The organism is Methanocaldococcus infernus ME (genome assembly GCF_000092305.1).
In the GTDB taxonomy this organism is placed as follows: Archaea; AGJL01; Methanococci; order Methanococcales; family Methanocaldococcaceae; genus Methanocaldococcus; species Methanocaldococcus infernus.
Map to the genome: position 1 here is coordinate 1245051 of NC_014122.1, position 24847 is coordinate 1269897.

At 30.9% G+C, this 24847-nt stretch carries 22 protein-coding genes, 6 tRNA genes, 1 rRNA gene and 1 pseudogene; 25 read left to right on the forward strand and 5 right to left on the reverse strand.

All coding sequences use genetic code 11. From position 1 onward, the window contains the following. The first annotated feature begins 186 nt into the window (after positions 1–186). From rplJ to METIN_RS07085, 20 genes are all read left to right on the forward strand, one after another. Positions 187–711 (forward strand): 50S ribosomal protein L16, encoded by a 525-nt coding sequence (gene rplJ / locus METIN_RS06990; protein ID WP_013100784.1) that lies wholly within the window; start codon positions 187–189, stop codon positions 709–711. A gap of 58 nt (positions 712–769) precedes the next feature. Beyond that, a tRNA-Ser gene (locus METIN_RS06995) sits at positions 770–858 on the forward strand. A gap of 241 nt (positions 859–1099) precedes the next feature. Further along, complete coding sequence (locus METIN_RS07000) at positions 1100–2143, forward strand: SPOUT family RNA methylase (protein WP_013100785.1); 1044 nt, start codon at positions 1100–1102, stop codon at positions 2141–2143. Positions 2144–2309: 166 nt separating this feature from the next. Then, positions 2310–2834 carry a DUF367 family protein gene (locus tag METIN_RS07005; protein ID WP_013100786.1) on the forward strand — a complete coding sequence of 175 codons (525 nt, stop codon included), beginning with the start codon at positions 2310–2312 and terminating at the stop codon, positions 2832–2834. Then, complete coding sequence (locus METIN_RS07010) at positions 2834–2977, forward strand: 50S ribosomal protein L40e (protein WP_013100787.1); 144 nt, start codon at positions 2834–2836, stop codon at positions 2975–2977. Before METIN_RS07005 ends, METIN_RS07010 begins: the two co-directional genes overlap by 1 nt. A gap of 97 nt (positions 2978–3074) precedes the next feature. Beyond that, entirely contained in the window at positions 3075–3428 is a 354-nt protein-coding gene (rpl7ae, locus tag METIN_RS07015; RefSeq protein ID WP_013100788.1) for a 50S ribosomal protein L7Ae, read from the forward strand. 78 nt (positions 3429–3506) lie between these two features. Continuing rightward, complete coding sequence (locus tag METIN_RS07020; protein ID WP_013100789.1) at positions 3507–3734, forward strand: 30S ribosomal protein S28e; 228 nt, start codon at positions 3507–3509, stop codon at positions 3732–3734. A gap of 15 nt (positions 3735–3749) precedes the next feature. Then, positions 3750–3959, forward strand: coding sequence for a 50S ribosomal protein L24e (locus tag METIN_RS07025; protein WP_013100790.1), 210 nt, complete (start codon positions 3750–3752; stop codon positions 3957–3959). Between the two features lie 50 nt (positions 3960–4009). Next, positions 4010–4939 carry a DNA cytosine methyltransferase gene (locus tag METIN_RS07030; protein WP_013100791.1) on the forward strand — a complete coding sequence of 310 codons (930 nt, stop codon included), beginning with the start codon at positions 4010–4012 and terminating at the stop codon, positions 4937–4939. Beyond that, positions 4936–5817: a serine/threonine-protein kinase RIO2 gene (locus METIN_RS07035; protein WP_083771766.1), complete on the forward strand. Its 882-nt coding sequence runs from the start codon at positions 4936–4938 to the stop codon at positions 5815–5817. The genes METIN_RS07030 and METIN_RS07035 overlap by 4 nt, the downstream gene beginning before the upstream one ends. Beyond that, the gene (locus tag METIN_RS07040) at positions 5814–6722 is read left to right on the forward strand and encodes a hypothetical protein (RefSeq protein ID WP_013100793.1); all 909 of its coding nucleotides are present in this window, start codon (positions 5814–5816) and stop codon (positions 6720–6722) included. Before METIN_RS07035 ends, METIN_RS07040 begins: the two co-directional genes overlap by 4 nt. Before the next feature lie 5 nt (positions 6723–6727). After that, on the forward strand, positions 6728–7243 hold the full coding sequence (purE, locus tag METIN_RS07045; protein ID WP_013100794.1) for a 5-(carboxyamino)imidazole ribonucleotide mutase: 516 nt from the start codon (positions 6728–6730) through the stop codon (positions 7241–7243). A 71-nt stretch (positions 7244–7314) separates the two neighbouring features. Continuing rightward, positions 7315–7391 (forward strand) — tRNA-Thr (locus tag METIN_RS07050). Between the two features lie 14 nt (positions 7392–7405). Further along, positions 7406–7483, forward strand: a tRNA-Pro gene (locus METIN_RS07055). A gap of 9 nt (positions 7484–7492) precedes the next feature. Continuing rightward, positions 7493–7569: transfer RNA gene (locus METIN_RS07060), tRNA-Tyr, on the forward strand. A 69-nt stretch (positions 7570–7638) separates the two neighbouring features. Further along, positions 7639–7712: transfer RNA gene (locus tag METIN_RS07065), tRNA-Lys, on the forward strand. Positions 7713–7717: 5 nt separating this feature from the next. Continuing rightward, positions 7718–7832: ribosomal RNA gene (rrf, locus tag METIN_RS07070) — 5S ribosomal RNA — on the forward strand. Positions 7833–7879: 47 nt separating this feature from the next. Next, a tRNA-Asp gene (locus METIN_RS07075) sits at positions 7880–7957 on the forward strand. A gap of 53 nt (positions 7958–8010) precedes the next feature. Further along, positions 8011–8541, forward strand: a complete 531-nt coding sequence (locus METIN_RS07080) for a 4Fe-4S binding protein (protein WP_013100795.1) — start codon at positions 8011–8013, stop codon at positions 8539–8541. Continuing rightward, the gene (locus METIN_RS07085; RefSeq protein ID WP_013100796.1) at positions 8511–9635 is read left to right on the forward strand and encodes an aminotransferase class I/II-fold pyridoxal phosphate-dependent enzyme; all 1125 of its coding nucleotides are present in this window, start codon (positions 8511–8513) and stop codon (positions 9633–9635) included. The genes METIN_RS07080 and METIN_RS07085 overlap by 31 nt, the downstream gene beginning before the upstream one ends. Here METIN_RS07085 and asnB read toward each other — a convergent pair. The 4 genes from asnB to METIN_RS07105 form a co-directional block, all read right to left on the reverse strand. After that, positions 9595–11082, reverse strand: coding sequence for an asparagine synthase (glutamine-hydrolyzing) (gene asnB / locus METIN_RS07090; RefSeq protein WP_013100797.1), 1488 nt, complete (start codon positions 11080–11082; stop codon positions 9595–9597). The two genes, METIN_RS07085 and asnB, sit on opposite strands and share 41 nt — an antisense overlap. A 2-nt stretch (positions 11083–11084) precedes the next feature. Further along, positions 11085–12086: a M20/M25/M40 family metallo-hydrolase gene (locus METIN_RS07095; RefSeq protein WP_013100798.1), complete on the reverse strand. Its 1002-nt coding sequence runs from the start codon at positions 12084–12086 to the stop codon at positions 11085–11087. Positions 12087–12196: 110 nt separating this feature from the next. After that, positions 12197–14914, reverse strand: coding sequence for a CARDB domain-containing protein (locus METIN_RS07765; RefSeq protein WP_013100799.1), 2718 nt, complete (start codon positions 14912–14914; stop codon positions 12197–12199). Positions 14915–14962: 48 nt separating this feature from the next. Continuing rightward, the gene (locus METIN_RS07105; protein WP_013100800.1) at positions 14963–16315 is read right to left on the reverse strand and encodes an ABC transporter substrate-binding protein; all 1353 of its coding nucleotides are present in this window, start codon (positions 16313–16315) and stop codon (positions 14963–14965) included. A gap of 178 nt (positions 16316–16493) precedes the next feature. On the opposite strand from METIN_RS07105, the gene METIN_RS07110 reads away from it, so the two are divergent. The 4 genes from METIN_RS07110 to METIN_RS07125 are packed head-to-tail and all read left to right on the forward strand — an operon-like array spanning position 16494 to position 21074. Next, on the forward strand, positions 16494–17045 hold the full coding sequence (locus METIN_RS07110; protein ID WP_013100801.1) for a hypothetical protein: 552 nt from the start codon (positions 16494–16496) through the stop codon (positions 17043–17045). Positions 17046–17056: 11 nt separating this feature from the next. After that, entirely contained in the window at positions 17057–17887 is an 831-nt protein-coding gene (locus METIN_RS07115; RefSeq protein WP_013100802.1) for a hypothetical protein, read from the forward strand. A gap of 5 nt (positions 17888–17892) precedes the next feature. Next, a complete protein-coding gene (locus tag METIN_RS07120) occupies positions 17893–19920 on the forward strand; it encodes a PKD domain-containing protein (protein WP_157198832.1) in 2028 nt (675 codons plus the stop codon). A 14-nt stretch (positions 19921–19934) separates the two neighbouring features. Next, positions 19935–21074 carry an ABC transporter ATP-binding protein gene (locus METIN_RS07125; protein WP_013100804.1) on the forward strand — a complete coding sequence of 380 codons (1140 nt, stop codon included), beginning with the start codon at positions 19935–19937 and terminating at the stop codon, positions 21072–21074. Between the two features lies 1 nt (position 21075). On the opposite strand, the gene METIN_RS07130 is transcribed toward METIN_RS07125, so the two are convergent. After that, positions 21076–21510, reverse strand: a complete 435-nt coding sequence (locus tag METIN_RS07130; RefSeq protein ID WP_013100805.1) for a 4Fe-4S dicluster domain-containing protein — start codon at positions 21508–21510, stop codon at positions 21076–21078. A gap of 116 nt (positions 21511–21626) precedes the next feature. Between METIN_RS07130 and METIN_RS07800 the strand changes: the two are divergent. Beyond that, positions 21627–24801 (forward strand): annotated as a pseudogene (locus METIN_RS07800) (cobaltochelatase subunit CobN). Positions 24802–24847 lie beyond the last annotated feature (46 nt).

Below are 24847 nucleotides of genomic sequence, written 5' to 3' on the forward strand. Positions count from 1 at the left end.
AGTATTTATCTTATAAAATTAGGGGGTTTAAAATAGAGGTTTTCCCCCAACTCATTAAAATTGAATGAAGATATATAAACTTTTCTATGGATAAAGTTTAAATATAGAGAGTTAGATTATTAGCTAAGATTAAATTTTAATCTTTTTATTGTCTCTTTTAAAACACTAAAAATAAGGTGGATAAACATGGCAAGTTTAAGACCAAATAGATGTTATAGAGATGTTGACAAACCACCATACACAAGAAAAGAATATATAAAAGGGGTTCCACAGCCTAAGGTTGTGCACTTTATAATGGGTAATCTCTCAGCAGACTTTCCTGTTCAGCTTGACTTAGTCTCAACTAAGGCTATACAGATAAGACACAATGCCTTAGAGGCTGCAAGGGTTGCAGCTAACAAGTATTTAACTAAGCAATGTGGAAGAATGGGATACAAGTTTCAGATAAGAGTTTACCCTCATCAAGTTTTAAGAGAGCATAAAATGGCTACTGGAGCTGGAGCAGATAGAATTTCTGATGGAATGAGATTAGCATTTGGAAAACCTATAGGAACAGCTGCAAGAGTTAAGGAAGGGCAAGCTGTCATGAGTGTCTGGGTTAACCCTGATAAGTATGAAGCTGCAAAAGAAGCTTTAAGAAGGGCGGCTATGAAGTTACCAATGCCTTGTAAGATTGTAATAGCAAAAGGTAGAGAATTATTAAAGATTTAAATCTTTAGAGAGTAATTTTTATATATCACTTAACATAATTTTTTAATGCTATTTTTGAGCAGGGGTAGCCAAGCCCGGCTAAGGCGCTGGACTTGAGATCCAGTGGGGCCTTGCCCCGCCTGGGTTCAAATCCCAGCCCCTGCGCCATTGGTTTTTTCTCTTGTTTACTCTTTTTTGGTTAAGTCCAGTGGTAAAGTTAAGGAATATTTTAAAAAATCTTTGGTAAATTCTCTTTTGGACTTCTGTTTTTAAGTACTAATTAATAAAGTTAAGTTTTTTAGGTTAAAATTTAGTTATATTTAAATTTGTTAATTTATGCTATATAAAACTAAAGAGAGAAATACTTAACATTAAACATTTTTAATACAGACAATTTTTTGGTGGGAAGATGAAGTTTATAGTAACCACTCAGAGAGGTTTAGAGAATACAGTAGTTAACCTACTAAAAGAAAAATATAAAAAAGATTTTAAGTTTGAAACATCTCCTGATGGATTTCATGGAGTAGTTATTATTGAGGGAGATGAAGATATAAAAGAGAAACTTTTAGAGATTCCTGAGGTTGAGAGAGTCTTAAAAGTAGATTTTGAAGTAGAGCCAAAGTTTGAGAGCATTGTAAATATGGCTGAGAAGATAAAGGATTTTATTAAAGAGGATGAGAGCTTTGCAATAGAAACCAAAAAAAGAGGAGAGCATGATTTCAACTCTATAGATGTTAATAGAGTATTAGGGGCTAAGATAAAGGATTTAACTAATGCCTCTGTTGACCTCATCTATCCTGACAAGGTTGTTTATGTTGAGATTTTTAAGAATAGGGCTTACATTTGTATAGAGGGAAGAGATGAATTTAAAAATAGAAAGTACACAAAGGAGAAGGAGAATGCAAGGAAGTTATTTAAGAGGGTTGTGATTGTCCAACTTCCTTACTTAGGAGAAAAGAAAGTTTGTAGAAAGTTTGGAGAAGCTATAGGAAGAGCTGCTCAGGGGTTTGAGGTTAAGGAGTTAATTATAGCTCCTAAGGAAAAGGTTAATGCCTTTGAGCTAATGGAGTTTATTAAAGGGGTTCAGATTGGGCAGAAGTCAAGGCATGAGATTCAGAAAAGGGCTTATCCATTTAAAGTTAAAGAAGTTCCTATTTCAGTTCAAGATATGTACCAAGTATTTAGAGAAAAGAAGAGGAAGAATAGGTTAATAATTGTCACTGATCCTAAGGGAGAGGATATAAATAAAATTAAGGATAAGTTGGCTAAGGACATGAGAGGGAAAAGAGAAATTATTGTTTTCTGTGGATCAAGGGAAGGAATACCAAGGGGAATATTAAGATTAGCTGACTATGTTATAGACTTAGCTCCACATATGACATTTGCTACAGAGCATGCTATTCCATCAGCTCTAATAGCTCTTTGGAGTGTATATAATGAAAAGAGAGAGTAATTTTTTGTTTTTAGAGTTTTGCACTGCACCCACTATGGGGTGCAGTTTTGATATACACCCTTCCCACTATGGAGAAGGGTAAAAATCTAATATTAAGTTTTTATGATAATGATATAAAAGCTTTTAAGTTTTAAGCTTTTAAATTAACAGTTGTTAGGTTTTGGTTATGAAACTTTATATATATCATGCTAATCAATGTCATCCTAAGAAATGTACTTCCCTAAAGATGAAGAAGTTAGGAAAAGCTATAATATTAAATAAGCCTAATCTAATTCCAAAGCACTCTTTAATTCTAAATCCTTACTCAAAAAAAGCCCTCTCTCCAGAGGATAGGGAGATAGTTGAAAAATTTGGAATCACTGGATTAGACTGTTCTTGGAATGATGCTGAAAACATCCTAAAAAAGTTTAGATTTAAGAATCAGAGAGCTCTCCCCTATTTAGTTGCCTGTAACCCTGTAAATTATGGAAAACCTTGCTTACTCTCAACCTTGGAAGCCTTTATAGCAGCTCTCTATATAACCAATTTTAAAGACTTGGCTTATGAATTAACAAAATGTTTTAAATGGGCAGAAACATTTATAAAGGTTAATTATAATTTATTGGAAAGTTATTCTAAGGCTAAAGATTCCAAGGAAGTGGTTGAGATACAAAACAAATACTTAGAAAAAATAAGCCTTAAGGTGAAATAATGCCTTTTGAAGAAGCTATAAAGAGAATATTTATGAAAAAGATATGTATGAGATGTAATGCAAGAAATCCATGGAAAGCTGAGAAGTGTAGAAAGTGTGGCTATAAAGGGTTAAGACCAAAGGCTAAGGAGCCAAGAGGATAACTTATTTATATCACTTTACTCTTTAATTATCTAAAACTTTTTAGGGGCAATACCTCCGGATTGCCCTATTTTTTAAATAGATGAAGGAGGGATAGAAATGGCAATATATGTTAAGTTTAAAGTTCCAGAGGATTTACAAAAAGAGCTTTTAGATGCTGTAGCTAAAGCAGAGAAGATAAGAAAAGGAGCTAATGAGGTTACTAAAGCAGTTGAGAGGAAACAGGCTAAGCTTGTTATCATAGCTGAAGATGTCAAGCCAGAGGAGATAGTTGCTCACCTTCCAGTTTTATGTGAAGAAAAAGGAATTCCTTATGCTTATGTAGCTTCAAAACAAGATTTAGGAAAGGCTGCAGGAATTGAAGTTGCTGCCTCTTCAGTAGCTATTATAAAGCCAGCAAATGAAGAAGAGTTAAATGCACTAATTGAAAAAATAAATGCTCTTAAACAATAAATTATTTATATTCTTTTTATTTTATTTTAAGAATAATAAAATTAAAATTTTTTAAAATATTTTTAAGGTGTTTAAAACATGGAAGATGAATTTGTATATAAAGGAGCTGTAGCTGCTGAGGTTATAGAAATTGTTGGGAGAACAGGAGTTACAGGAGAGATTGTACAAGTTAGATGTAAAATCTTAGGAGGAAAAGATGCTGGTAGAGTTTTAGTTAGGAATGTTAAAGGTCCTGTTAAGGTTGGAGACATAATTATGCTAAGAGAAACAGAGAGAGAGGCAAGACCATTAGATAGAAGAAGATAAATAAAAGGTGATGAAATGCCAGAATGGAAAAAGTGTAGCTTTTGTGGCTATGAGATAGAGCCAGGAACTGGAAAGATGTATGTTGAGAAGGATGGAACAGTTCTTTACTTCTGTTCCTCAAAGTGTGAAAAGAACTATAGAATGGGAAGAAACCCAAGAAAGTTAAAATGGACTAAAATTTACCAAGACTTAAAAGCTGAGTTAAAGCAGGCTCAGCAAAAATAAATTAAATTTTTTTATTATTAAATATTTATAAAACTAAATAAAGTGATATTATGAACCTCATTGACCTCTTCTCTGGCTGTGGTGGCTTTAGCAAGGGTTTCTTAGATCAGGGATTTAATATCTTAGGAGCTATTGAAAACTTTAAACCAGCTGTAGAAACCTATATTTACAACATTAAAGCTAAGGTTTGGATGGAAGATATTAAAAGAGTTCCTCCTAAGGCATTTGACAAGTTTATAGGAGAGGAGAAAGTTGATCTTATCATTGGCTCTCCTCCCTGTGAGCCATTTACTAAGGCTAACCCACTTATAAGGGATAGGGTTGAAGATAGGCTATACAAAGATAAGAGAGGGATCTTAACCCTAACTTTTATAGAGTATGTAAAATACTTCTCACAAAAAAATGAAGACTTAATTTTTATTATGGAGAATGTTCCACAAATTAAAGAGCTTAAAAGTGAGCTAAAGGAACTTTTTGGAGAAGTAGGATTTAAGATTTATTTTAATCTCTTAAGAGCTGAGCACTATGGAAATCCATCAATAAGGGCAAGGATGTTTATATCAAACATTAAATTAAAGCCTAAGAAAGGGAAGAAAGTTGTGGTGGAAGAAGCTTTAAAAGATATTCCAAAGGATGCTAAGAATCATGAGATAAAAAAGCTCTCTAAGGATAAGTTGGAGAAGATAAAAAGATTAAAGTGGGGAGAGGCACTATATAGATTTAGAGGGAAGAGTAAGGTTATGCAGAATTGGATAAGGCTACATCCTAAAAAGTTAGCTCCAACTGTGAAGGGGAAGGTTAGATTTATCCATCCATATGAAGATAGGTTACTAACTGTTAGAGAGCAGGCAAGGCTAATGAGTTATCCTGATGACTTTGTCTTCTTTGGAGGTAGAGAGGTTCAATATAACCAAATTGGTGAAAGTGTTCCTCCTTGTTTAAGTAGAGCTATAGCTAACTACCTTAAGGTGAGAGCATAATAACTAAGTTATTAAAAGCTTTAAAGGAAGCTAAAGATGAAGACTTTAAAGTTTTAAGGGTTATAGAGTTACTAATGAGATATCATGAATGGGTTCCCTTGGATGAGATTGTTAGAAAGGCTAAGATGCCAGAGAAAGATGTTCTCTATAGGTTGAATAGGCTAAGTAAGTTTGAGTTTGTTGTTAGATCAACCTATGGCTATGCTGTTTCTATGGGAGGTTATGATGCCTTAGCAATTAATGCACTTGTTAAAAAAGGGATTCTAAAGGCTATAGGAAATAAGTTAGGGGTTGGAAAGGAAGGGGATGTTTATAATGTTCTTCTCAATGATGATAGAGTAGCTGTTCTAAAGTTTCATAAGCATGGAAGAACTTGCTTCACAAGGGGGAAGAGATATAGAGATTATTTAGCAGATAAGCATCATATAAGTTGGCTTTATGTTTCAAGATTGTCAGCTGAGAGAGAGTTTAATATTCTAAATGAGCTCTACCCATTGGTTAAGGTACCAGAGCCAATAGCTTGGAATAGACATGCTATCATTATGGGAAAGGTTGAAGGGGAAGAGCTTAAGAGAATAGATTTATCAGAGTTCTTATCAAGGGAAGAGATTGAAGAGCTATTTTGGAAGATTATTGAAGAGGTTAAAAAGGCTTATAAAATTGGTTATATTCATGGAGACTTAAGTGAGTTTAATATAATCTACAATGGAGAGGACTTTGTTATCATAGACTGGCCTCAGGCTGTTCCAACCTATCATCCAGAGGCAAGGTTTTATTTAAAGAGAGATATAGAGAATGTTGTGAGATACTTTAAAAAGTATAAAGTGGAGAAGGATGTTGATGAACTTTTCAAGTATATAACTGAGGTGAAAGATTGAGAAAATTTTTACTTATTTTTTTAGCCTTCTTTATCATACTTTCAGGATGTACAACAACAAAGGAGGAAAAGGTTAGCTTAAATCTCTATCCATTAGATAAAATAGAGTCTTTAAAGTGTAACATTATTTTAGAGATGGGAGGGAAAAATATTAGTGGAGTTTGTGAATTTGATGACAATAGATACTATTTTTACAAAGATAATGTAACTTTAACATATTTCTATAACAACACTTTCATTAAAAAGGGAGAAAATAGTAGTATAAAAATAATCTACATTAACTTTAAGCATGATTTAGATAAAATAAATGCTATTAAAAACCTTCTCCTTCCATTATATGACAATGAAACCTTTAAAACTGAGAAGGTTGAGAGGAAAGATAACTATATCTATGTCCTAAGGGTTAGAAAATATAGTAATGTATCCATTGGATACTATATAAAAGATGGCTTGCCAGAGATTATAGACTTGGGTGGAGGAAATAAAATATATATCAAGTACATTGAGATAAATAAGGAGATAAAGCCAAAGATCTATGACATAAATGCCAGCACTTTGGTAGTTTATGCCAATGTATCCAACATATCAAAGATAAAGAAATATTTAGCCTTTAAACCTATCCTATTTAATGTCTCTATAGAATCTTTAGTTTATGCTAATAGAGAGAATAAAAGTATGCTAAAAATAGCTGGTAAGTTTAAAAATAAAACTGTTGTAATTAGTGAGGAATATCCTTACAATGGCTCTATTTACCTCCCTTTATATGTGAATGTTAGCTATGACAATGTTGAAGCATACTACAATCCTTTAGGTGGCTATCTCCTCACCCTAATTAACAATACATTTATTAAGATCTATGCTGATAATGAAACTGCTATAGAACTTTTGAAAACCAAGATAGGGTGAAATCTTTGGCTAAAGTAGGAATAATCATGGGGAGTGACTCAGACCTTCCAATTTTAAAAGATGCTGCTAAAACCCTTGAAGAGCTTGGCATAGACTATATTATGACAATAGCTTCAGCACATAGAACTCCTGAGAGGGTTGTTAAGTGCATAAAAGAGTTTGAGGAGAAAGAGGTAGAAGTCATCATAGCTGGAGCTGGTGGAGCTGCTCATCTTCCAGGGGTTGTAGCTTCTCTAACTATTCTACCAGTTATAGGAGTTCCAATTAAATCAACCTTACAGGGACTTGACTCACTATTGTCTATTGTTCAAATGCCTTCTGGTATTCCAGTGGCTACAGTAGCCATAAATAATGCCAAAAATGCAGCTCTCTTGGCTGCTGAAATACTTGGAATAAAGTATGATGATGTAAGGGAGAAGTTGATTGAGTATAGAAAGAAAATGAAAGAGAGTGTAGAGAAAAAGGGCGAACTTTTAGAGAAGTTAGGTTATGAAGAATACTTAGAAAAATACAAGAAATAAAATATTAAAATAAATAAAATAGAAAACTTTATATACAACTTTTATAATTCTTTATTTTGCTCAGGTTCGGAGCCTCGGTGGCTCAGCCTGGTAGAGCGCCTGACTTGTAATCAGGTGGTCGGGGGTTCAAATCCCCCCCGGGGCTCCAATCCTTGCCCATGTGGGCCTGTGGGGTAGCCTGGTCTATCCTTTGGGATTTGGGATCCTGAGACCCCAGTTCAAATCTGGGCAGGCCCACCATTTCCCTGTCCCGCGGTAGTTCAGCCTGGTAGAACGGGGGACTGTAGATCCCCATGTCGCTGGTTCAAATCCGGCCCGCGGGACCATTAAAATCCTTTCAACCGAAAAGTATATATATAACAAAAGCTTATTTGTTGTACCAACAAACCTTAAGTGGGCCCGTAGCTCAGCCTGGCAGAGCGCCTGGCTTTTAACCAGGTGGTCGGGGGTTCAAATCCCCTCGGGCCCGCTTGGTACGGCGGCCATAGCGGGGGGGCTACACCCGATCCCATTCCGAACTCGGAAGTTAAGCCCCCCAGCGATGCCCCGAGTACTGCCTTCTGGCGGGAAAGGGGCGACGCCGCCGGCCACCTTTTTATTATATTAATTATTCTCAAGGAAATCCTTGGCTTATATGCCCTGGTGGTGTAGCCCGGCCTATCATACGGGACTGTCACTCCCGTGACTCGGGTTCAAATCCCGGCCAGGGCGCCAATATTTTTTATTATTAATCATTATATCCATGAATTCTTTTATAGTGATTAACAATGCTAAAGTTTCTTATTAAACACCTATTTTTTAACAACAATAATAAAGAGCCAACAGAAACTGAGAAAATTAAGTTAGATAACTGTATTTGCTGTGAACTCTGCTTATCAGTTTGCCCAACTGAAGCCATTTCTCTTTTTAAATACTCTAAGGTTATTTGTGAATACTGTAAGCTCTGTGAAGATATTTGTAAAAAGAAATATTGTGAAAGCTGTGGCTACTGTTCTCTATTTTGTCCCCTCATCTATATAAAGAACTTAACCCCTAAGCCAAAAACTCCAGTTATTGATAAAAAATCTTGTGTAAGTTGTGGCCTATGTAGCTGTGAAGCCATAGACATTAAAAATAAAAAAATTGATGAAGATAAGTGTAACCTTTGCCTGTCCTGTGTAGAGAAGTGTCCTATGTTGGCTATAAAAACTCCTGAGGAGTATGTAAAAAGCTTATTTATAAAAGTTGATTATGATAAATGTATATTCTGTAGAGCATGTGAGGAAATATGTCCAATAAAGAATTTAGAGAAAGGATAAGAGAAGAGTTAGAGGAGATAAAAAAATTAGGTCTTTATAGAAAGCTTAGAACTGTTAAAGGCTTAAATTTCTCTTCAAATGACTACTTAGCTTTATCAAGTCATCCAAGGGTTGTTAAAGCTCTAAGCTATAGCTTAGCTGGAGCTACTGGATCAAGACTAACATCTGGAAATGTAAATCATGAAATACTTGAGGAGGAGATAGCTAAATTTAAAAATTTTCCTACCTCATTAATTTACCCTTCAGGATATCAGGCTAATCTTGGATTAATCTCTTCTCTATGTAAGAAAGGGGATTTAATACTAAGTGATGAGCTAAATCATGCTTCTATTATAGATGGATGTAGGCTAAGTAAGGCTGATAAGATAATTTATAAGCATAATGATATTAACTCTCTTTATGAGATTTTGGAGAAGAATCATAAAAATTATAAGAATATCTTTATAGTTACAGACTCAGTTTTTAGCATGGATGGAGATATAGCAAATTTAAAGGAGATAAAAAAGATAGCTGATGAGTTCTCCTCAGTGTTGATAGTTGATGATGCCCATGCCACAGGAGTTTTAGGAGATAGAGGAAGAGGGAGCTTTGAGTACTTTAAAATTAGGCCTTCAGATAATACTATAGTGGTTGTAACCTTTTCCAAAGCCCTTGGTTGTCAGGGAGGAGCTGTTTGCTGTATAGAGGAAGTTAGAGAGTATTTAATAAATACATCAAGAGCCTTTATTTACTCAACAGCCCTCTCTCCAGCTTTGGTTAATGCTGTATTAGAATCTTTAAAAATTATTAAAGAAACAGATATAGTTAAGAGGCTTAAAGATAAGGTAGAAGAGGCTAACAAGATACTTTTAAGATACAAACTAATAGAGGAAAGAAGAGAGGTTCCAATATTCCCAATTATTTTAGGAGAGCTAACTATGAAGGTTTCAGAGGAGTTAATTAAAAATAATATCTTCTGTGTTGGGATTAGATATCCAACAGTTCCTAAGGGAAAGGAAAGAATTAGGGTTTCAATAACCTTAAACCATAAAAAAGAGGACATAGAGCTTTTAGCTAAGAAGATGAAAGAGAGTATTCTAAAATTCTCCTCTTAATTAAATTTAAGAACTCATCTATTTTTCTTTTAGAGTAGCCATATCTCTTAGCCACTCTATAAATAATCTTTTCTCCTCCACTACTGTACTGAGCAGCCTTCTTAGGCCTTAAGGCTATCTCCTTTGGAAGATAGTTGAGAGCTATATCTCTCAATATTCTTTTCCTATCTTCAGATAGTTTAAATTCAATTGGCATTGAGAGGGAGGTTTTTACAACATTTAAGTCCAAGAAAGGAACCCTCAGCTCAACAGTGTTAGCCATTGTGCAATGGTCATCCCTCTCTAAATTAACCTTCCCAATATTTTTTAAATCCTCTAACATCTTCTTCTCTAACTCTTCTTTACTCATTTTATAGTATTTTGAATATCCTAAAAAGAGCTCATCAGCTCCCTGTCCAGAGAGGGCTACTTTATTTTTATCCTTGCTGATTAGCTCTGATGCCACATATATAGGTAAGCCAACCCCAAGGTTTAACATATTTATCTCATCAACAGCCTTAGCTGTCTTAAATAAATACTCCTCAAACTCATCCTCTTCAATAACCTTAACTTTAAGCTCAACTCCTAAGTGATCAGCCAACATCTGAGAGTATTTTAAATCTTCACTTCCCTCCAAGCCTACAGAGTAGAGCTTAACATTCCTATTATACTTAACAGAAAGAGCTGCTACTAAAGAGCTGTCTAAACCTCCAGAGCAAATTATGGCTACTCTATTAAGCTCAGCCACTCTCTTAAACACAGCCTTTTTTAAATCTTCCTCCAAATATTTCTTAGCTTTTTCATAACTCTCTATCTTCATTCTTCCTAACTTAACTATCCCTCTAATTTCTCTAAACTTATTGGTGTCTAAATTATAAATTAATGCTGAATTTTGCTCAACTCTTTTGATATTTTTATTTAGAGTATCTAAATCTTTTTCATAACCTTCTCTTATCAACAATTTCCATAGAGCCTTTCTCTCTGAGGCAAAGGCAAAGTATTTTTTAGTATCTATATAGAAGAGAGGCTTCACTCCAAAGGGATCCCTTGCTAAAAAGAGAAGGTTGTTTTTTGAGTCATATAGAGCAAGGGCATAGTCCCCATCTAAGATGTCAAAGCCCTCCTTATAAGCATAAAATATAGCTTCACAATCACAGTCAGTTTTAAACTCATACTGTTCCATAAGCTCTCTATAGTTGTAGATCTCACCATTACAAACTAAGCATAGTTCATCATCATAGAGAGGCTGAGCAGTTTTCCCAACTATTGCTAATCTATTATGTCCAAGAGCTATACTTCTAATTTCAAAGTTATCAACATTGTTTAAGTCTTTTGTATATATTAATTCATTGTCATAGAATATTCCATGATTATCTCTTCCCCTATGCTCTATAGCCTTTAACATCTCTACTAAAAGAGAGCCTTCTAAGCTCTCATCCTTACAAACAATTCCTGCAATCCCACACATCTTTACTCTCCCAGGTTTATAATCTTTCTTATCTCCTTCCTACCCTTCTCAAATTCCTTTAGATCTAAAAATTCATGTTTAGTATGGGCTAAATTTAAATCTCCAACTCCAAAAATTACAGCTTTAGCTTTTAAAATTTTATGGAAAAAATAAGCCTCTGCTGTAGCAGGAAAGAAGGAAACATTTTTTAACCTATTTATAAGCTCTTCATCCTTTAAAAGATAGAAGTCTGCAAAGTATTTATCTTCCTTTAAGAAGCCCTTAACATTCTCATAATCATTAATAACTTTCTCTATCTTTCCAATTATGTTATTTTCAACACTTCTAACATCTAAGATAACTTCAGCCTCTTCTGGAATAATGTTACTTTCAACCCCTCCCCTTATGATGGTTGGAGTTATCTTAGAACTATAAATCTTATCAACCTTTATCTTTCCTAACTTTAAGCTTTTCAGCTTTAAAATAATCTCTGAGAGCTTCTCTATAGGATTGTCTCCTTCCTTTGAAGCATGCCTTGGCTCTCCAAAGGCTTTAATTATATATTCAAACCTTCCCTTATGCCCAATACAAACCTTTAAGTTTGTTGGCTCCCCAACTATACAAAACACTCCCTCTTTTATCTTCCCTTTCATAGCTTGGCAAAAGCCATAAATTCCCTTGGAAGCCTTTTCTTCATCTGGAGAGATAACCAAAAGAGAGTTATCCAACTCTAAGAAAAGATCAGTTAATAGAGCTACTTGCCCCTTAGCATCTATTGCTCCAGTTCCATAGATTTTATTCCCTTCTATCCTTATAGGAGTTTGGAACTTAACAGTATCTATATGAGAATTTAATATTACATCCCAATCTCTCCCTTTATAAGCCACAAAGCAGTTATTGATGATTGAACATTTTATATTTAATTCTTTAAAAAATCCCTCTAAGTACTTAAATGCTCTTTTAACTCCTTCTTCATGGTCAGTTCTTATCTTTAAAAGCTCCAATAGAAAGTTTTCTATTTTCATTTGAAATTACCCTTAATTAAATATTAATACAAAAACTAAAAAACTTTATGTTCTTTTAACAAAAATAATAAAAGACTTTAGATAAAAATAGAATAAAAAATAAAAAAGCCTTAAGGCTTCTCTATTCTAACGGCCTTTCCGTCTTTCCATTCTACGAAGATTGGTTCCTCTGGAATATTATCAAGGGTTTTAAAGTACTCTACGGCAGCTTTAGTTCCCCATCTGTCTGAACCAGCTAAGAGTAGAACTTTAACCTCTTTGTAGAGATGATCGGAGATCTTAACATTCAACTTGATCATTTCAATAACTCCCTTATTCTTTCCTGGATATTCATTAGTTACTTTAATCGGGAACTTATCCATTAACTTCTTGGTTAATGGATTAGCTACAGGCCCTCCGATTAGGATAGTGTCTTTAGTTATCTTTTCATCTGTAGCTAAGATTGGATTTTTCTTTAATCCTTTAGCGAAGTTTAAGTCTATATCATTTCCAGCATAAACGTTAGAGACTTGAATAAATGTTTTTAATATGTATGACTTAACATCTTCGGCTACATCATGATATCTTATAGCTGGAGAAGTTTTCCAAGTGTTTCTTCTTTCATAGGTTTCTTCTTTAGTTATATTTATCTCCTTAACAAATTCAACTTCTAAGATAGGATCCTTAACTAATGTTATCTCTAAGATTCCCTCTTGATAGACATACCATCCTAAGGAAGTATTAACCTCTGGATCGTTGAATTCTTTTAACTCTTTATTATCTACGGTAACATTTAGGCTAACAACGTTTCCTATTGGAATTATTATGGTTATGAACCCTTTCTTTGAAGTATTTACAACATTCATTGTTATTTTTCCTTTGACGATTTTTTTGTTATTAACTATTGTTTCATTAACATTTGTATCAGTCTTTGTTATATTAAACCCTTCTGAAGCTACAGCTACAGGCTTAATATACTCAGAAATATTTTCAACATCTACATCAACAACTTTTACAACATTTATCACTTTTTCGATAGCAGATTCGTTAATTTTTTCTAATACTTTATCTAAAGATACATTAACTAAAGGAATAGTTATATTTACAGGAATTTCTTTTAATGGAATAATTGAAACATTTATGTTCTTTTTCTTAATAGTTTTTATTTCTTCCTTACTATATGGTAATATTTCAGATACTTCTAATAATTCTAAGGTAAAGACTACATTTCCTGAGCAAGGTCCTGTAATTGGCCCTTCAACATTACCGGTATAACTTCCTCTAATTGTATTATCACTTATATATCCGTTAAAGTCTCCAGAGATATTTACGGTGTAACCTTTTATAGAAATACTTCCTATAAACTTACCAACTATTTTGTTATTATCTACAACTGTTCCATTAATTATTCCTTCAAATTTGGTATTGTATAGTGTTTCTTTTTCATTGATATTTAATTTAGCATTCCCTACAATTTTTAGCATTACTTTTTTATCTTTAATTATTCCACTAACTTCTCCCTCAGAAATTGTTGCATGTATATTATACTCATTGTTTATATTTCCTGTAACATTTCCATTAACTAAACCGTGGATCTCTAAAGATTTATTTGAACTTATTATTTGTTCTAAAGTTATTGTGAAGATTTTTATATTTGCTTTATTTATAAATACTTTATTAAACTTATATCCATTAGCATCAGATACAACCAAGTTTGTTAGTTTAATATCTGAATTTCCATCATTTAAAGCCTTAAACTTGACAGTTGCAATAGTAAGAGAATGATTAATATTTCCATCCATTATCTTGAACAATACTTTACCTTTTTCGTAAGTTATATTTTCAAATAATATTCCATTCTCTTTAGACGCATTTATTAAAAATGTAAAGTTTTCGCACTCTAATACATTAGGATCATACACTAAAATACCTTCTATTGCCTTTACAGGCCTGTTAGCTGTTATATTATTTAATACTATATTTACTTCAAAAGTTTTTCCGGTTTTTATTATATTTGTTGAAGGTATTAAATTTACGCTTATAGGCTCTTCTATAGCATATAATTCAGTGACATATTTATTGTTGCTCTCATTACTTTCATCAATATTATTGTTACAATCAACTAAAATACACAGTACATAATTCCTCTCTTCTGTAGGTATGAACGTAAAGTTTATTTCTTTAGACTCTCCAACATTTAACCCATTAATTATAGATGATCCTACCTCATTTGTATCTACCAATAATTTAACTGAAAAATTATTTGTTATATTACGTTCTCCAATATTTCTCACTAATACTGATACTGTATTATTTGCATACGCTTTAAGTAATTTTGGAGAAGTAATTTCTCCAACTAAGTCGGGTTTAATAGGAATAATAGTTACACTAGAGTTTTTCAATTTAACATTTTCATAAGCTATTCCTTCGTTGTTAGATATCTTAGTTCCTTTTAAATAAACTTCTGTTTTGGTAGAATTTAACGCTTTAAATCTCAAAGTTGCTATTGTAAAGTTTCCAGAAGGTTGATTATTAAACCATACTAAGCTAATCCAAACTTTACCATTTAAAACACTAACGTCTTTTAGATTTGCACTATTTGCAATATTACTTAAAATAATATTATCTTTGGTTATATTTAATATACTTGAATTAAAGCATATATAAGTTTCAAGTCCTCCACATTTTGTATTATTTGGAATATTTTTCACATTTAATGTTAAATTAAAAGTGTCTCCAACTTTAGTATTTACATTAGAAGGATCTAACTCAACTATAATATTATCCTCTCCATATATACTTACAATTGATAGTAACATTAGTATAAACATTATCACTTTCCATTTCATTCATTCTCACCCAAAATCTTTTAATTAAAATGGAAAGAAAGAAAAAATTTATTTAGCTATGTAAGGTACTGCTGTATTGTTATCTGGGTTATATTTTAAGAAATAGTGAGTAGTTCTTCCTTTGAATACATCTGGGTGTAATATTGTTGCTAAATCCATTAACACCTCGTCAGTATTCATTAATCCAAGTTGCCAGTAATCTTCACTTATACAGAATAATCTCCCATCTTTTACAGCTTTAAAGTTTTCATATCCAGGATGTTCCTCTTTGAAGTTTGACAACCACTTTGTGCTTGATGGAACAACCCATACATCTGCATTTCTTGCCCTTTCTGCAAAGGTTTCATAACTTATACATTCACTACCTGTTCCTGGAATATCTTTAAATATATAATCTCCTTTACAATATTCCATTATTCCTTTAGCAACATAGGATTGTGCTCTTGGAACATAAGTTCCTCCCCATTCTGGATAATTTTTACCCCATGCCACTAATGGTCTATCACAGTTTCTTGTCAATCTTTTGACGTTTAATGCCCTCTTTTCTATTCTTGTGAAGTATTTACTTGCGACATCTTCCTTGTTGTAAAATGCTGCAAACACCTTTACCCATTCACATCTTGCAAGATAGGAATCTTCCAAGTATTCTGCATCAGCAACGTAAGTTAAGTTCAATTCCTTGCATTTCTCAATTATTTTATCACCATCATATCCAGGATAAACAAATATAACTTGTGGTGAAAGTTTAATAATTAGCTCATAATTTGGATTGTATGTTGAACCAACATCAATTATTGAGCCATTTTCAAGCCTTTTTTTAATGTCATCAAAATACCACTCATATAACTTTCCCCACATTATTCCCTTTACTGAGCTAATTACTGATCCATCATCATCTATAGGCTCCATCAAGGCTATATGAGTTGAACTCATAACTACAACTCTTTTTAATGGAATATTGATTACTTTGTCATATTTTCCTTCAGCCCAAGAAGGAATTGGCTGACTTTCATTTTTTAATAAAAATCTCTGCCCAGTGGCATCTTCAACTATTTTGTAGGCGTATTTTTCGCCATTGTATGGATTTACTTCGTTTCCGTATTCATCGTAGTACGTTATCTTTATATTTTTAGCATAATGAATAGGTTCTCTCATTTTTTGATAATTAACAAAGAGATAAACGACATCTGCAATATCTATGCTACCATCTGCGTTTAAATCACCATCTTCTATTTCGAGGTTTCTGTGTTTGAAGAGATAAACGACATCTGCAATATCTATGGAACCGTCTTTATTTACATCACCCAATCTATGGTTGTAATCACCTTCTGCATATACAGGCATCAATAGTAAGAGAACGGTAAGTAATATATACCCAATGATATTAATATTTTTCGGCATCATACCACCATTTAATATTTATAATTTAGTTTGATAGTTTATATTAGATTGTTATTATTTTAAACAAATAGTTAATTTTATTAAGAAAATCTTTAACAAAGATTAGTAGCAGCAATAGGTATATATGTTTTACGGTAATTTTTACTATTAATAAAGTAACCTTTAATTTGGTGATAGCATGAAAAAGTTTGCTGCATTGTTGATTCTTCTTATACTTCCAACATGCATAGCAATGGATATTTCAGTAAATGCTCCTTCTGAAGTTAAAAAAGGAGATTTATTTACTGTAGATATTTATGCAAATAATGTTTCAAATTGTGGAGGCTTAGAATGTAATATTTATCTTTCTGATAATCTTATAGTGGAAAATGTAATTCCATATGATGTTGGAGCTGATTATAATTTAACAATAAACAAAAATAAAAGTGCAGTAATACAATATGCTTTTTTAACTCATCCAAAAAATAACGACTTTAAAGTTGGGGAATTTAAGATTAGAGCTCTAAAATCTGGAAATGCTACAATAGCAATTAAAGTAATAGCATCTGATAGTGAAGGAAATGCTATTAAAATTCCTAGGAAGGTAATAAATCTTAAAATAATTTCTAATAATAGTCAAGAAGTTAATAATACAAAAATAAAAAAAAATAAAATATTTTTATTCAACCCAATAATTTTTGTATCAATCATCATATTAATCGGTATAATAATATATATAATTAAAAAATAAGGTGGTAGAGAGTGATTAAAAATTTTTTATTTATATATATTATGTTTCTAATTCTTGTTTTTTTTAATTATTCTTTTGCAAAAGAAGAAATTTACGTTAAATTAGTCCCTAAAGAAGTTATCTCGAATGGAGAAATAGTTAAACTTAATATAACAATAGAAAATATACCAAAAATTGGTGAGATAAAATATGACAACTATGAGAAAACAGAAGATGGTGGATGTGGAGGGGTAGAGATTTATATAAATTATTCCAATCACCTAAAACCATATGGGTTTAATTGGAGTAATATTTGTAAAAAAGAAAAATTAAAGTTTTACGAATTTAAAAACAATACTTTTAGGTTAGAAATATCTTTTAGCAAACCTATTGAGGAAGATTTCTGTATAGGGGAAATAATGTTTATTCCAGTAAAAGAAGGAGAAGCTCAATTAAATATATCAGGAGTTGTTAGCTCAGCATTAGGATATAAGTATGATGGAATTAATGAATATTTAGATTATTACACAAAAACATTTAAAAAATACCCAGATACAAAATTTTTTGGAGCAAGAATAATAATAAAAAAGACTAAAAACATAACAAACACTACTATGAAACTAAAAGAAGACATTGAAGAAACTAAAATATCATCATCAACAATAGTAAATAGAATTTATATAGCTCCAAACGCAAAGGAACCTAAAGTTATTGTTAAAGAAATTAATATAACTGAATATCAACCAATTGTTAAAATAATTTTAGAAAAAAAGAACAATTTTAAATTTCCATGGTTTAATCTTCTTTTTGGTATGTTATTTGGGATTTTTTTTGGTTTGATCATATCAAAATTTAAAAGATGATAACTATGAAATTAAAATATTTATTAATATCGGTAGTATTAATATTTTTATTTTACACAGCTTTTGGTCATGAAGTTAAATTAACTCCTGAAAATGTTAGTGTAAATGAGTATGAATATTTTAATTTAACGTTAAGTGCTAATACATCAGAAAAATTAGGTGGATTTGAAGACATTATTTGTTTCCCAAATGCATTAAATATAACCAAAGATAATATTATTTTAAGTAATATTGCAAATAGTGCAGATCTAAAAGACGTTAGTGTTTTAAATGGTAAAGTTTGGATTAGCTTAGTATGGTTTAATAATCAACCTTCTGGAAACTTTACAATAGCAACTTTGAGATTTAAAGCGTTAAATGATGGAATATATCAAATAACTCAAAAACCCAAACTATCTGATATAGAAGGGCAGGTGTTGGATACAACATGTAATTCTGTTAGAGTAACTGTTAAGCCTCTAAACTTAACAATTGTTGAAATAAAGCCAATAAATCCTAAACTAAATAATAATTTTGATGTTGTTATTTCAATAGAAAATGCAAAAGAGCCTGTTTATAATATAACTGGAATAATTTACTATCCAAAAGACCTAAATGTAGTTGATCTAAACTTCTATTACTTAGAAAACAATATTTCAAATGTTAACTTAAATTTTGATAATAATAGCATACAATTTTCTATTAATTTAAATACATCAAAGAAAGATTTTGACTTAATGAAACTAACCTTTTTTACTAATAAAGAAGGAACTTACTTAATTAATGCAACTATAAAAGTAAATGGACATAAAACAACAGTAAAACCAGCAAATTTTCCAATAGGTAAAAAAATTCCTTCAGAAAGGTTTGTTGGTTTTTCAACATTTGAAAAAAATGTTTCTTATGGTGATAAAGAATTTATTTATATTACTGCAAAAAATATAGACACAAATATATCAGAAATTAAGGGTAAAATAGAATATAATTCAACAATTCTTAAAATTAGTGATATATCTACAAGCTTAAATACTATAGAAAAAAATTGGACAGTTAAAAATAATTCAATAGATTTTTATATTAAAACAAATGGGACTGTAAGTAATAATTTCAATATTTTATCTTTTTGGGTAGAGCCTATAAAAAATGAGAATACAACAACAGAAATAAAGATTTCACAGATTTATTTATTTAATGAGAATGGGAGTATTAATGTTCCAATAAGGGATAAAATAATTATTCATATTATTCCAAAGGAAAATAATACATATATGAAAGAAAATAATACTTCACTAAAAGTATTTTTTGCTATAGAAATAATTGATGATTTTAAAGTTAATTTTTACTCCTTATGTAATGATAATAATACACATTACTTTTGGACATTTGGGGACAATTCAAATTCAACAAGTGCAAATCCTTCTCATAAATATGAAAAAGAAGGATTGTACATAATTAAATTAAAAGTTAATAATTCATTTGGTGAAACATCATATGATGAGTGTTTACTAGAAATAAAAAAATTAAGGCCTATTAATATTACTTTTAGTAATAAAACAATACACTCAAACAAATCTAATGTAACTATATATTGTAACATTACTGTAAAGAACCCATTTTCCACAAAAATTTATGGGAATATTCAATTTATAGACTATAATGACTACAAACCAGAAAAAACATATATTCCATTTGAGTTGTTACCAAATGAAACAAAAGTATTTTCAATTCCTATAAATATCTCAAAAAGTACACAAATAAAAGGATATGTTGAATATTATATGCCCATTAAAAGATTAATTAAATATGTATGGAGTTTTAAAGAAAATATTGAGTTAATAAAACCAAAAGAAGTAAAATTTAACAACTACTATTACAATCTAACCTTAAATCAATTAAAAATTATTATAAAAATAAATAAAATTAGAAAAAATTATACAATAACAAAAAAGATAGAAATTGAGGAAAATGAAGAAAACTTTATAAATTTAATAGTTTCTTTAATAGGATTTCTAATAGGACTAACATCAATTTATTTGAAGATTCATAAGTTTTAATTTTTGGTGATTAAATGTTAAAAACAGAGAATCTTGCAGTTGGATACAACAAAAGAATTATTATTGACAATATAAACTTAGAAATTAAAGAAGGAGAAATTCTAGCAATAATAGGGCCAAATGGTGTAGGAAAATCAACACTATTAAAGTGTATAGCATCTTATTTAGATCCTATAAAAGGTGTGGTTTACTTAGACTCAAATGTAATACATAAACTAAAACCTTCTCAACTTGCTAAAAAAATGGCTGTAGTTTTAACAGAGAGGGTAAATCCTGGAAATTTAACAGGATTTGATATAATTGCAATAGGTAGACATCCATACACTGATCTATTTGGAAGGCTAACAGAAAAAGATAAAGAGATTATAATAGAATCTGCAAGAGCTGTTAATGCTTTACATTTACTTGAAAAAAACTTCTTTGAAATGAGTGATGGTGAAAGACAAAAAATTATGATCGCAAGAGCATTGGCACAAGAACCAAAGGTTTTAATTTTAGATGAACCAACATCATTCTTAGATGCAAAACATAAAATAGAGCTTACATTACTATTAAGAAAATTAGCAATAGAAAAGAATTTAGCTATAGTTGTGACAATCCATGATATAGAACTTGCTTTAAGAATTGCTGATAAAATAGCTTTAATTAAAGATGGTAAAATAATAGGTTATGGTCACCCAGAGGATATTATGGATAAAGAAACTGTAAATAATTTATATGATCTAAAGAGTGCAAATTTTAATGAGGAAATTGGATATTTTGAATTAAAAAATGAAAATACTATAGTTAAAAAAGTTTTTGTAGTTTGTGGTGGAGGTAGTGGAGCAAATGTTCTTAGATATTTAGTTAAAAATAGATATAAAGTTTATTGTGGAGTCTTACATGAGAATGATATTGATTATGTAATTGCTAAAACTATGGAAACTGTAGTTGTTAGTGAAAAGCCATATCAACCAATATCTGAAGAAAAGTTTAATGAAGCCCTAAAATATATAAAAATGTGTGATGTTGTTATAGAAACTAACTTTCCTATTGGAGAGATTAACAAGTTGAATTTAAAGCTTATAGGACTTACTAAAGAATATGGTAAAAAAGTCATTAAATTTAGTGGAAAAATTAAAGAATTAAACAAGCAATTATTAAGTTTATTTTAAATTATTCAACTCTATTTATTTTATTCTCTGGAAATATTATAGCATTGTTTCCACAACACATATAAGAACAGGCATTACTGTTAATTACACAGTTGTATGGATATTTAACAACAACTCTATTATTTTCTACATCATAAACACCCTTTGGACAGAAATCAACACATTTTTTACAATTTTTACATTTTTCATAGTCAATTTTTGGAAACCATGGGATTTCTTTCCTTTTCTTCCCACCAAATTCCTCATATTCTAACTCCATAACTACATCATAGAGCATTCTATATAGTTTTTTATTGGGTTCTCTAACAAGCTTTGTAATTTTTTCATAAGTATCATATATCTCTTTAATTCCTAATTCCTTTGAAAGTTTTTTAATCTCTAAATTCAAAATCATAAATTCCCTAATTTTCTTTAAAAGTTCTTTTTTCTTTTCCATGTTTTCACCTCATTTAAAATTACTTTACCACATCCCAAAAAATTTTTAATATGCGTTAATATATAATTTATCAAAATTATTTGAAAGTTTTTTAACTTAATCTGAATGGTGAAAATATGATAAAAATAGGTTTTGTATCTACAGTAGATAGTGATGATTTGGTTTTTGAAGAGGCATATAAAGAAGTAAAAAAGTATGGGATTGAACTTAAAATATTGGATTATAAATGTAGTAAAGAAGAATTTAAAGAGTTTTTAGAGTTTATTAAAGATGCTAACATTGTATTTACAAAACTCATGGGAGGAAAAAATGCATTTAGGTATTTTGATGAATTGAAGGCATTTGTTGATAAACATAACATTCCATTCCTTCCACTACCTACATTAAATGAAGTTCATCCAGATTTGGATGAGGCAACAACAGTGAGCGAGGATGTTAAATTAAAGGTTATCAAATATTTAGGTTATGAAGGAGTTGAAAATTATAAAAATCTCTTATTATATCTGGCAAATAAATTTGGAGACAAAAACATTCCCTACGAGGAGCCAAAACCCATGCCATGGCAAGGAATTTATTACAAAAACAAATACTTTGAAACTTTGGATGATTATTTAGATTATTTAAAAGAAATTGGTAAAGAAATAAATGGAAAACCAATAATAGGCATCCTATTTTACAGAATTGGTTTATTGCAAACAATATCGATTACCTCAACGACTTAATTGAAATTGTTGAGGATAAAAGAGCAATACCTGTTGCCGTCTTCACATCCCATTTAAAAAATGAATTAGGGGCTATTGGGACATTAGGGGTGTTTAAGAAATTTTTCTATAAAGATGGCAAGCCATTCATCCATGCCTTAATAAATACAACTATGTTTACCTTATCCATGGGAGTTAAGGCAGATATCTTAAAGGATGAACCAGAATTTTTGAAGGAATTAGATGTTCCAATTTTGCAGGGAATTATAAGCACTGGATTTATTGAAGATTGGGAAAAATCAATATCTGGGGTAAATCCAATTGATTTAGTAATTGGAATGGCCATACCTGAATTTGATGGAGCAATAATACATTCTCCAATAGGAGGAAAAGAAAAGGTTAAGGATGGAGAAATTGGAGTTCCAATTATAAAATATAAAGCAATAAAAGATAGAGTAGAAAAAATTGTTGATTTATCACTAAAGTATGCAAATTTAAAGTTAAAACCAAACAATAAAAAAAGAATAGCCATAATTTTCCACAACTATCCACCAAGGAATGATAAAATAGCAAGTGCTTTTGGGTTAGATAGTCCTGAAAGTGTTTTAAATATATTAAAAGAGTTAAAAAAGAGAGGTTTTATTGTTGATGAACTCTATGAAAATGGAACTGAATTAATTAAAAAGATGTTAAATTACGCAACAAATGATAAGAGGTTTTTAACTGAGGAAATGATAAAGAAAGCTGTAGGAAAAGTTAAAAAAGAGGATTAAAGATGGTTTAATTCACTATCTGAGAAAGTAAAAAAGGAAATGATCAAAAATTGGGGGCAATTCCTGGAGAAGTTATGAATTTTGATGAGGAATTAATAATCCCAGGAATAATAAATGGAAATATATTTATCTCTGTTCAACCACCAAGAGGCTTTGGAGAAGATCCATTTGCTATTTATCACTCTCCAGATCTACCATCAACCCACTATGGGTGTTCCTATAAAAGGAGAGAAGTTAGTCAATATGATCTTTATGATTATTAGATATCAATTTAATTATTTAGAAAAGTTAGCAAAGGTTTTAGGTTATGATTGGGATAGATTAAATAAAGAAAAAGGGAAAAACCACAAAATTATAGATAGAATAAATGAGATTGGATTAAATTTACTGAAGGAATACATGAAATATAATTTTGATGAAAACAAAATTGATAAACTAAAAATTATAAAAATTAATTCTGAAATAAGAGAGATTTTAAAAGTTGTTTCAAAAATCTATAGAAATTTAATGAAAGTAAATGAAGAAGTTGAAAATGCAGTAAATGCCTTGGAAGGAAGATATATTCCGCCAAAAATAGCAGGAGCCCCAACAAAGGATATAAATTGTCTCCCTACAGGAAGAAACTTTTATTCATACAATCCTCAAGAAATTCCAACAAAAAGTGCCTATGAAATAGGAAAGAAATTAGCCGAAGACTTAATCAATAAATATTTAAAAGAAGAGGGAAAATATCCTGAGTATATTGGGATTGTTGTTTGGGGATCTCCTACAATGAGAACTAAAGGAGATGACATTGGAGAGATTTTATATTTATTGGGGGTTAAGCCTGTTTGGAACAAGATGGGAAGAGTTGTTGGCATAGAGGTTATTCCATTAGAGGAATTGGGAAGACCAAGGATAGATGTAACTTTAAGAATTAGTGGCTTATTTAGAGATACATTCCCACAAGTTATTGAGCTAATTGATGAAGCAATAAGAACTGTCGCAAATTTAGATGAACCAGACGAGATGAACTATGTGAAAAAACACTATAAGCAAGAAATTGAAGAAAAATTAAAAAAAGGAATTGATGAAAGGATAGCAAGAGAAACCTCTTTATATAGAATATTTGGATGTAAACCAGGATGTTATGGAGCAGGAGTTGCCGATTTATTAGAAAGTAAAAATTGGAAATCATTAGAGGATTTAGCAAAGGTTTATGTTGAGTGGGGAGGGTATGCTTATGGAAAAAATATTTATGGAGTTGAAGCAAAGGAAGAGTTTATTAAAAGACTCTCAAAGATTGAATTAACAGTTAAAAATGAAGATAGTCAAGAATGGACATCTTTGAGGGGGATGACTTCAACAGTTACCATGGTGGAATGATTGCAGCTGTAACTTATTACTCAGGTAAGCAGCCAAAAAGTTATATTGGAGACACTTCAAATCCAAGTAAGATAAAAACAAAACATTTAAAGGAAGAAGGAAAACAAATATTTAGAACAAAAATAATAAATCCAAAGTGGATTGAAGGAATGAAAAAGCATGGATATAAAGGAGCATCTGACTTTTCAAAGTACATTGATCATATATTCCAATGGGATGCCACCTCAAATATAATAGACGATTGGATGTATGAAAAAATTGCTGAAAAATATATTTTTAATAAAGAAATGGAAAAATTCTTTAAAGAAAATAACCCTTATGCCTTGTTGAATATAACTGAGAGGTTATTGGAAGCAATAGAGAGGGGTATGTGGAAAGCAAATAAAGAAATGAAAGAAAAATTAAGAAAGAAATATTTAGAAATTGAGGGAATGATAGAAGAAAAACTTTAAATTTTTATGTTCTATTATATTTTTTTATTGTTATAGAGTTTAAATG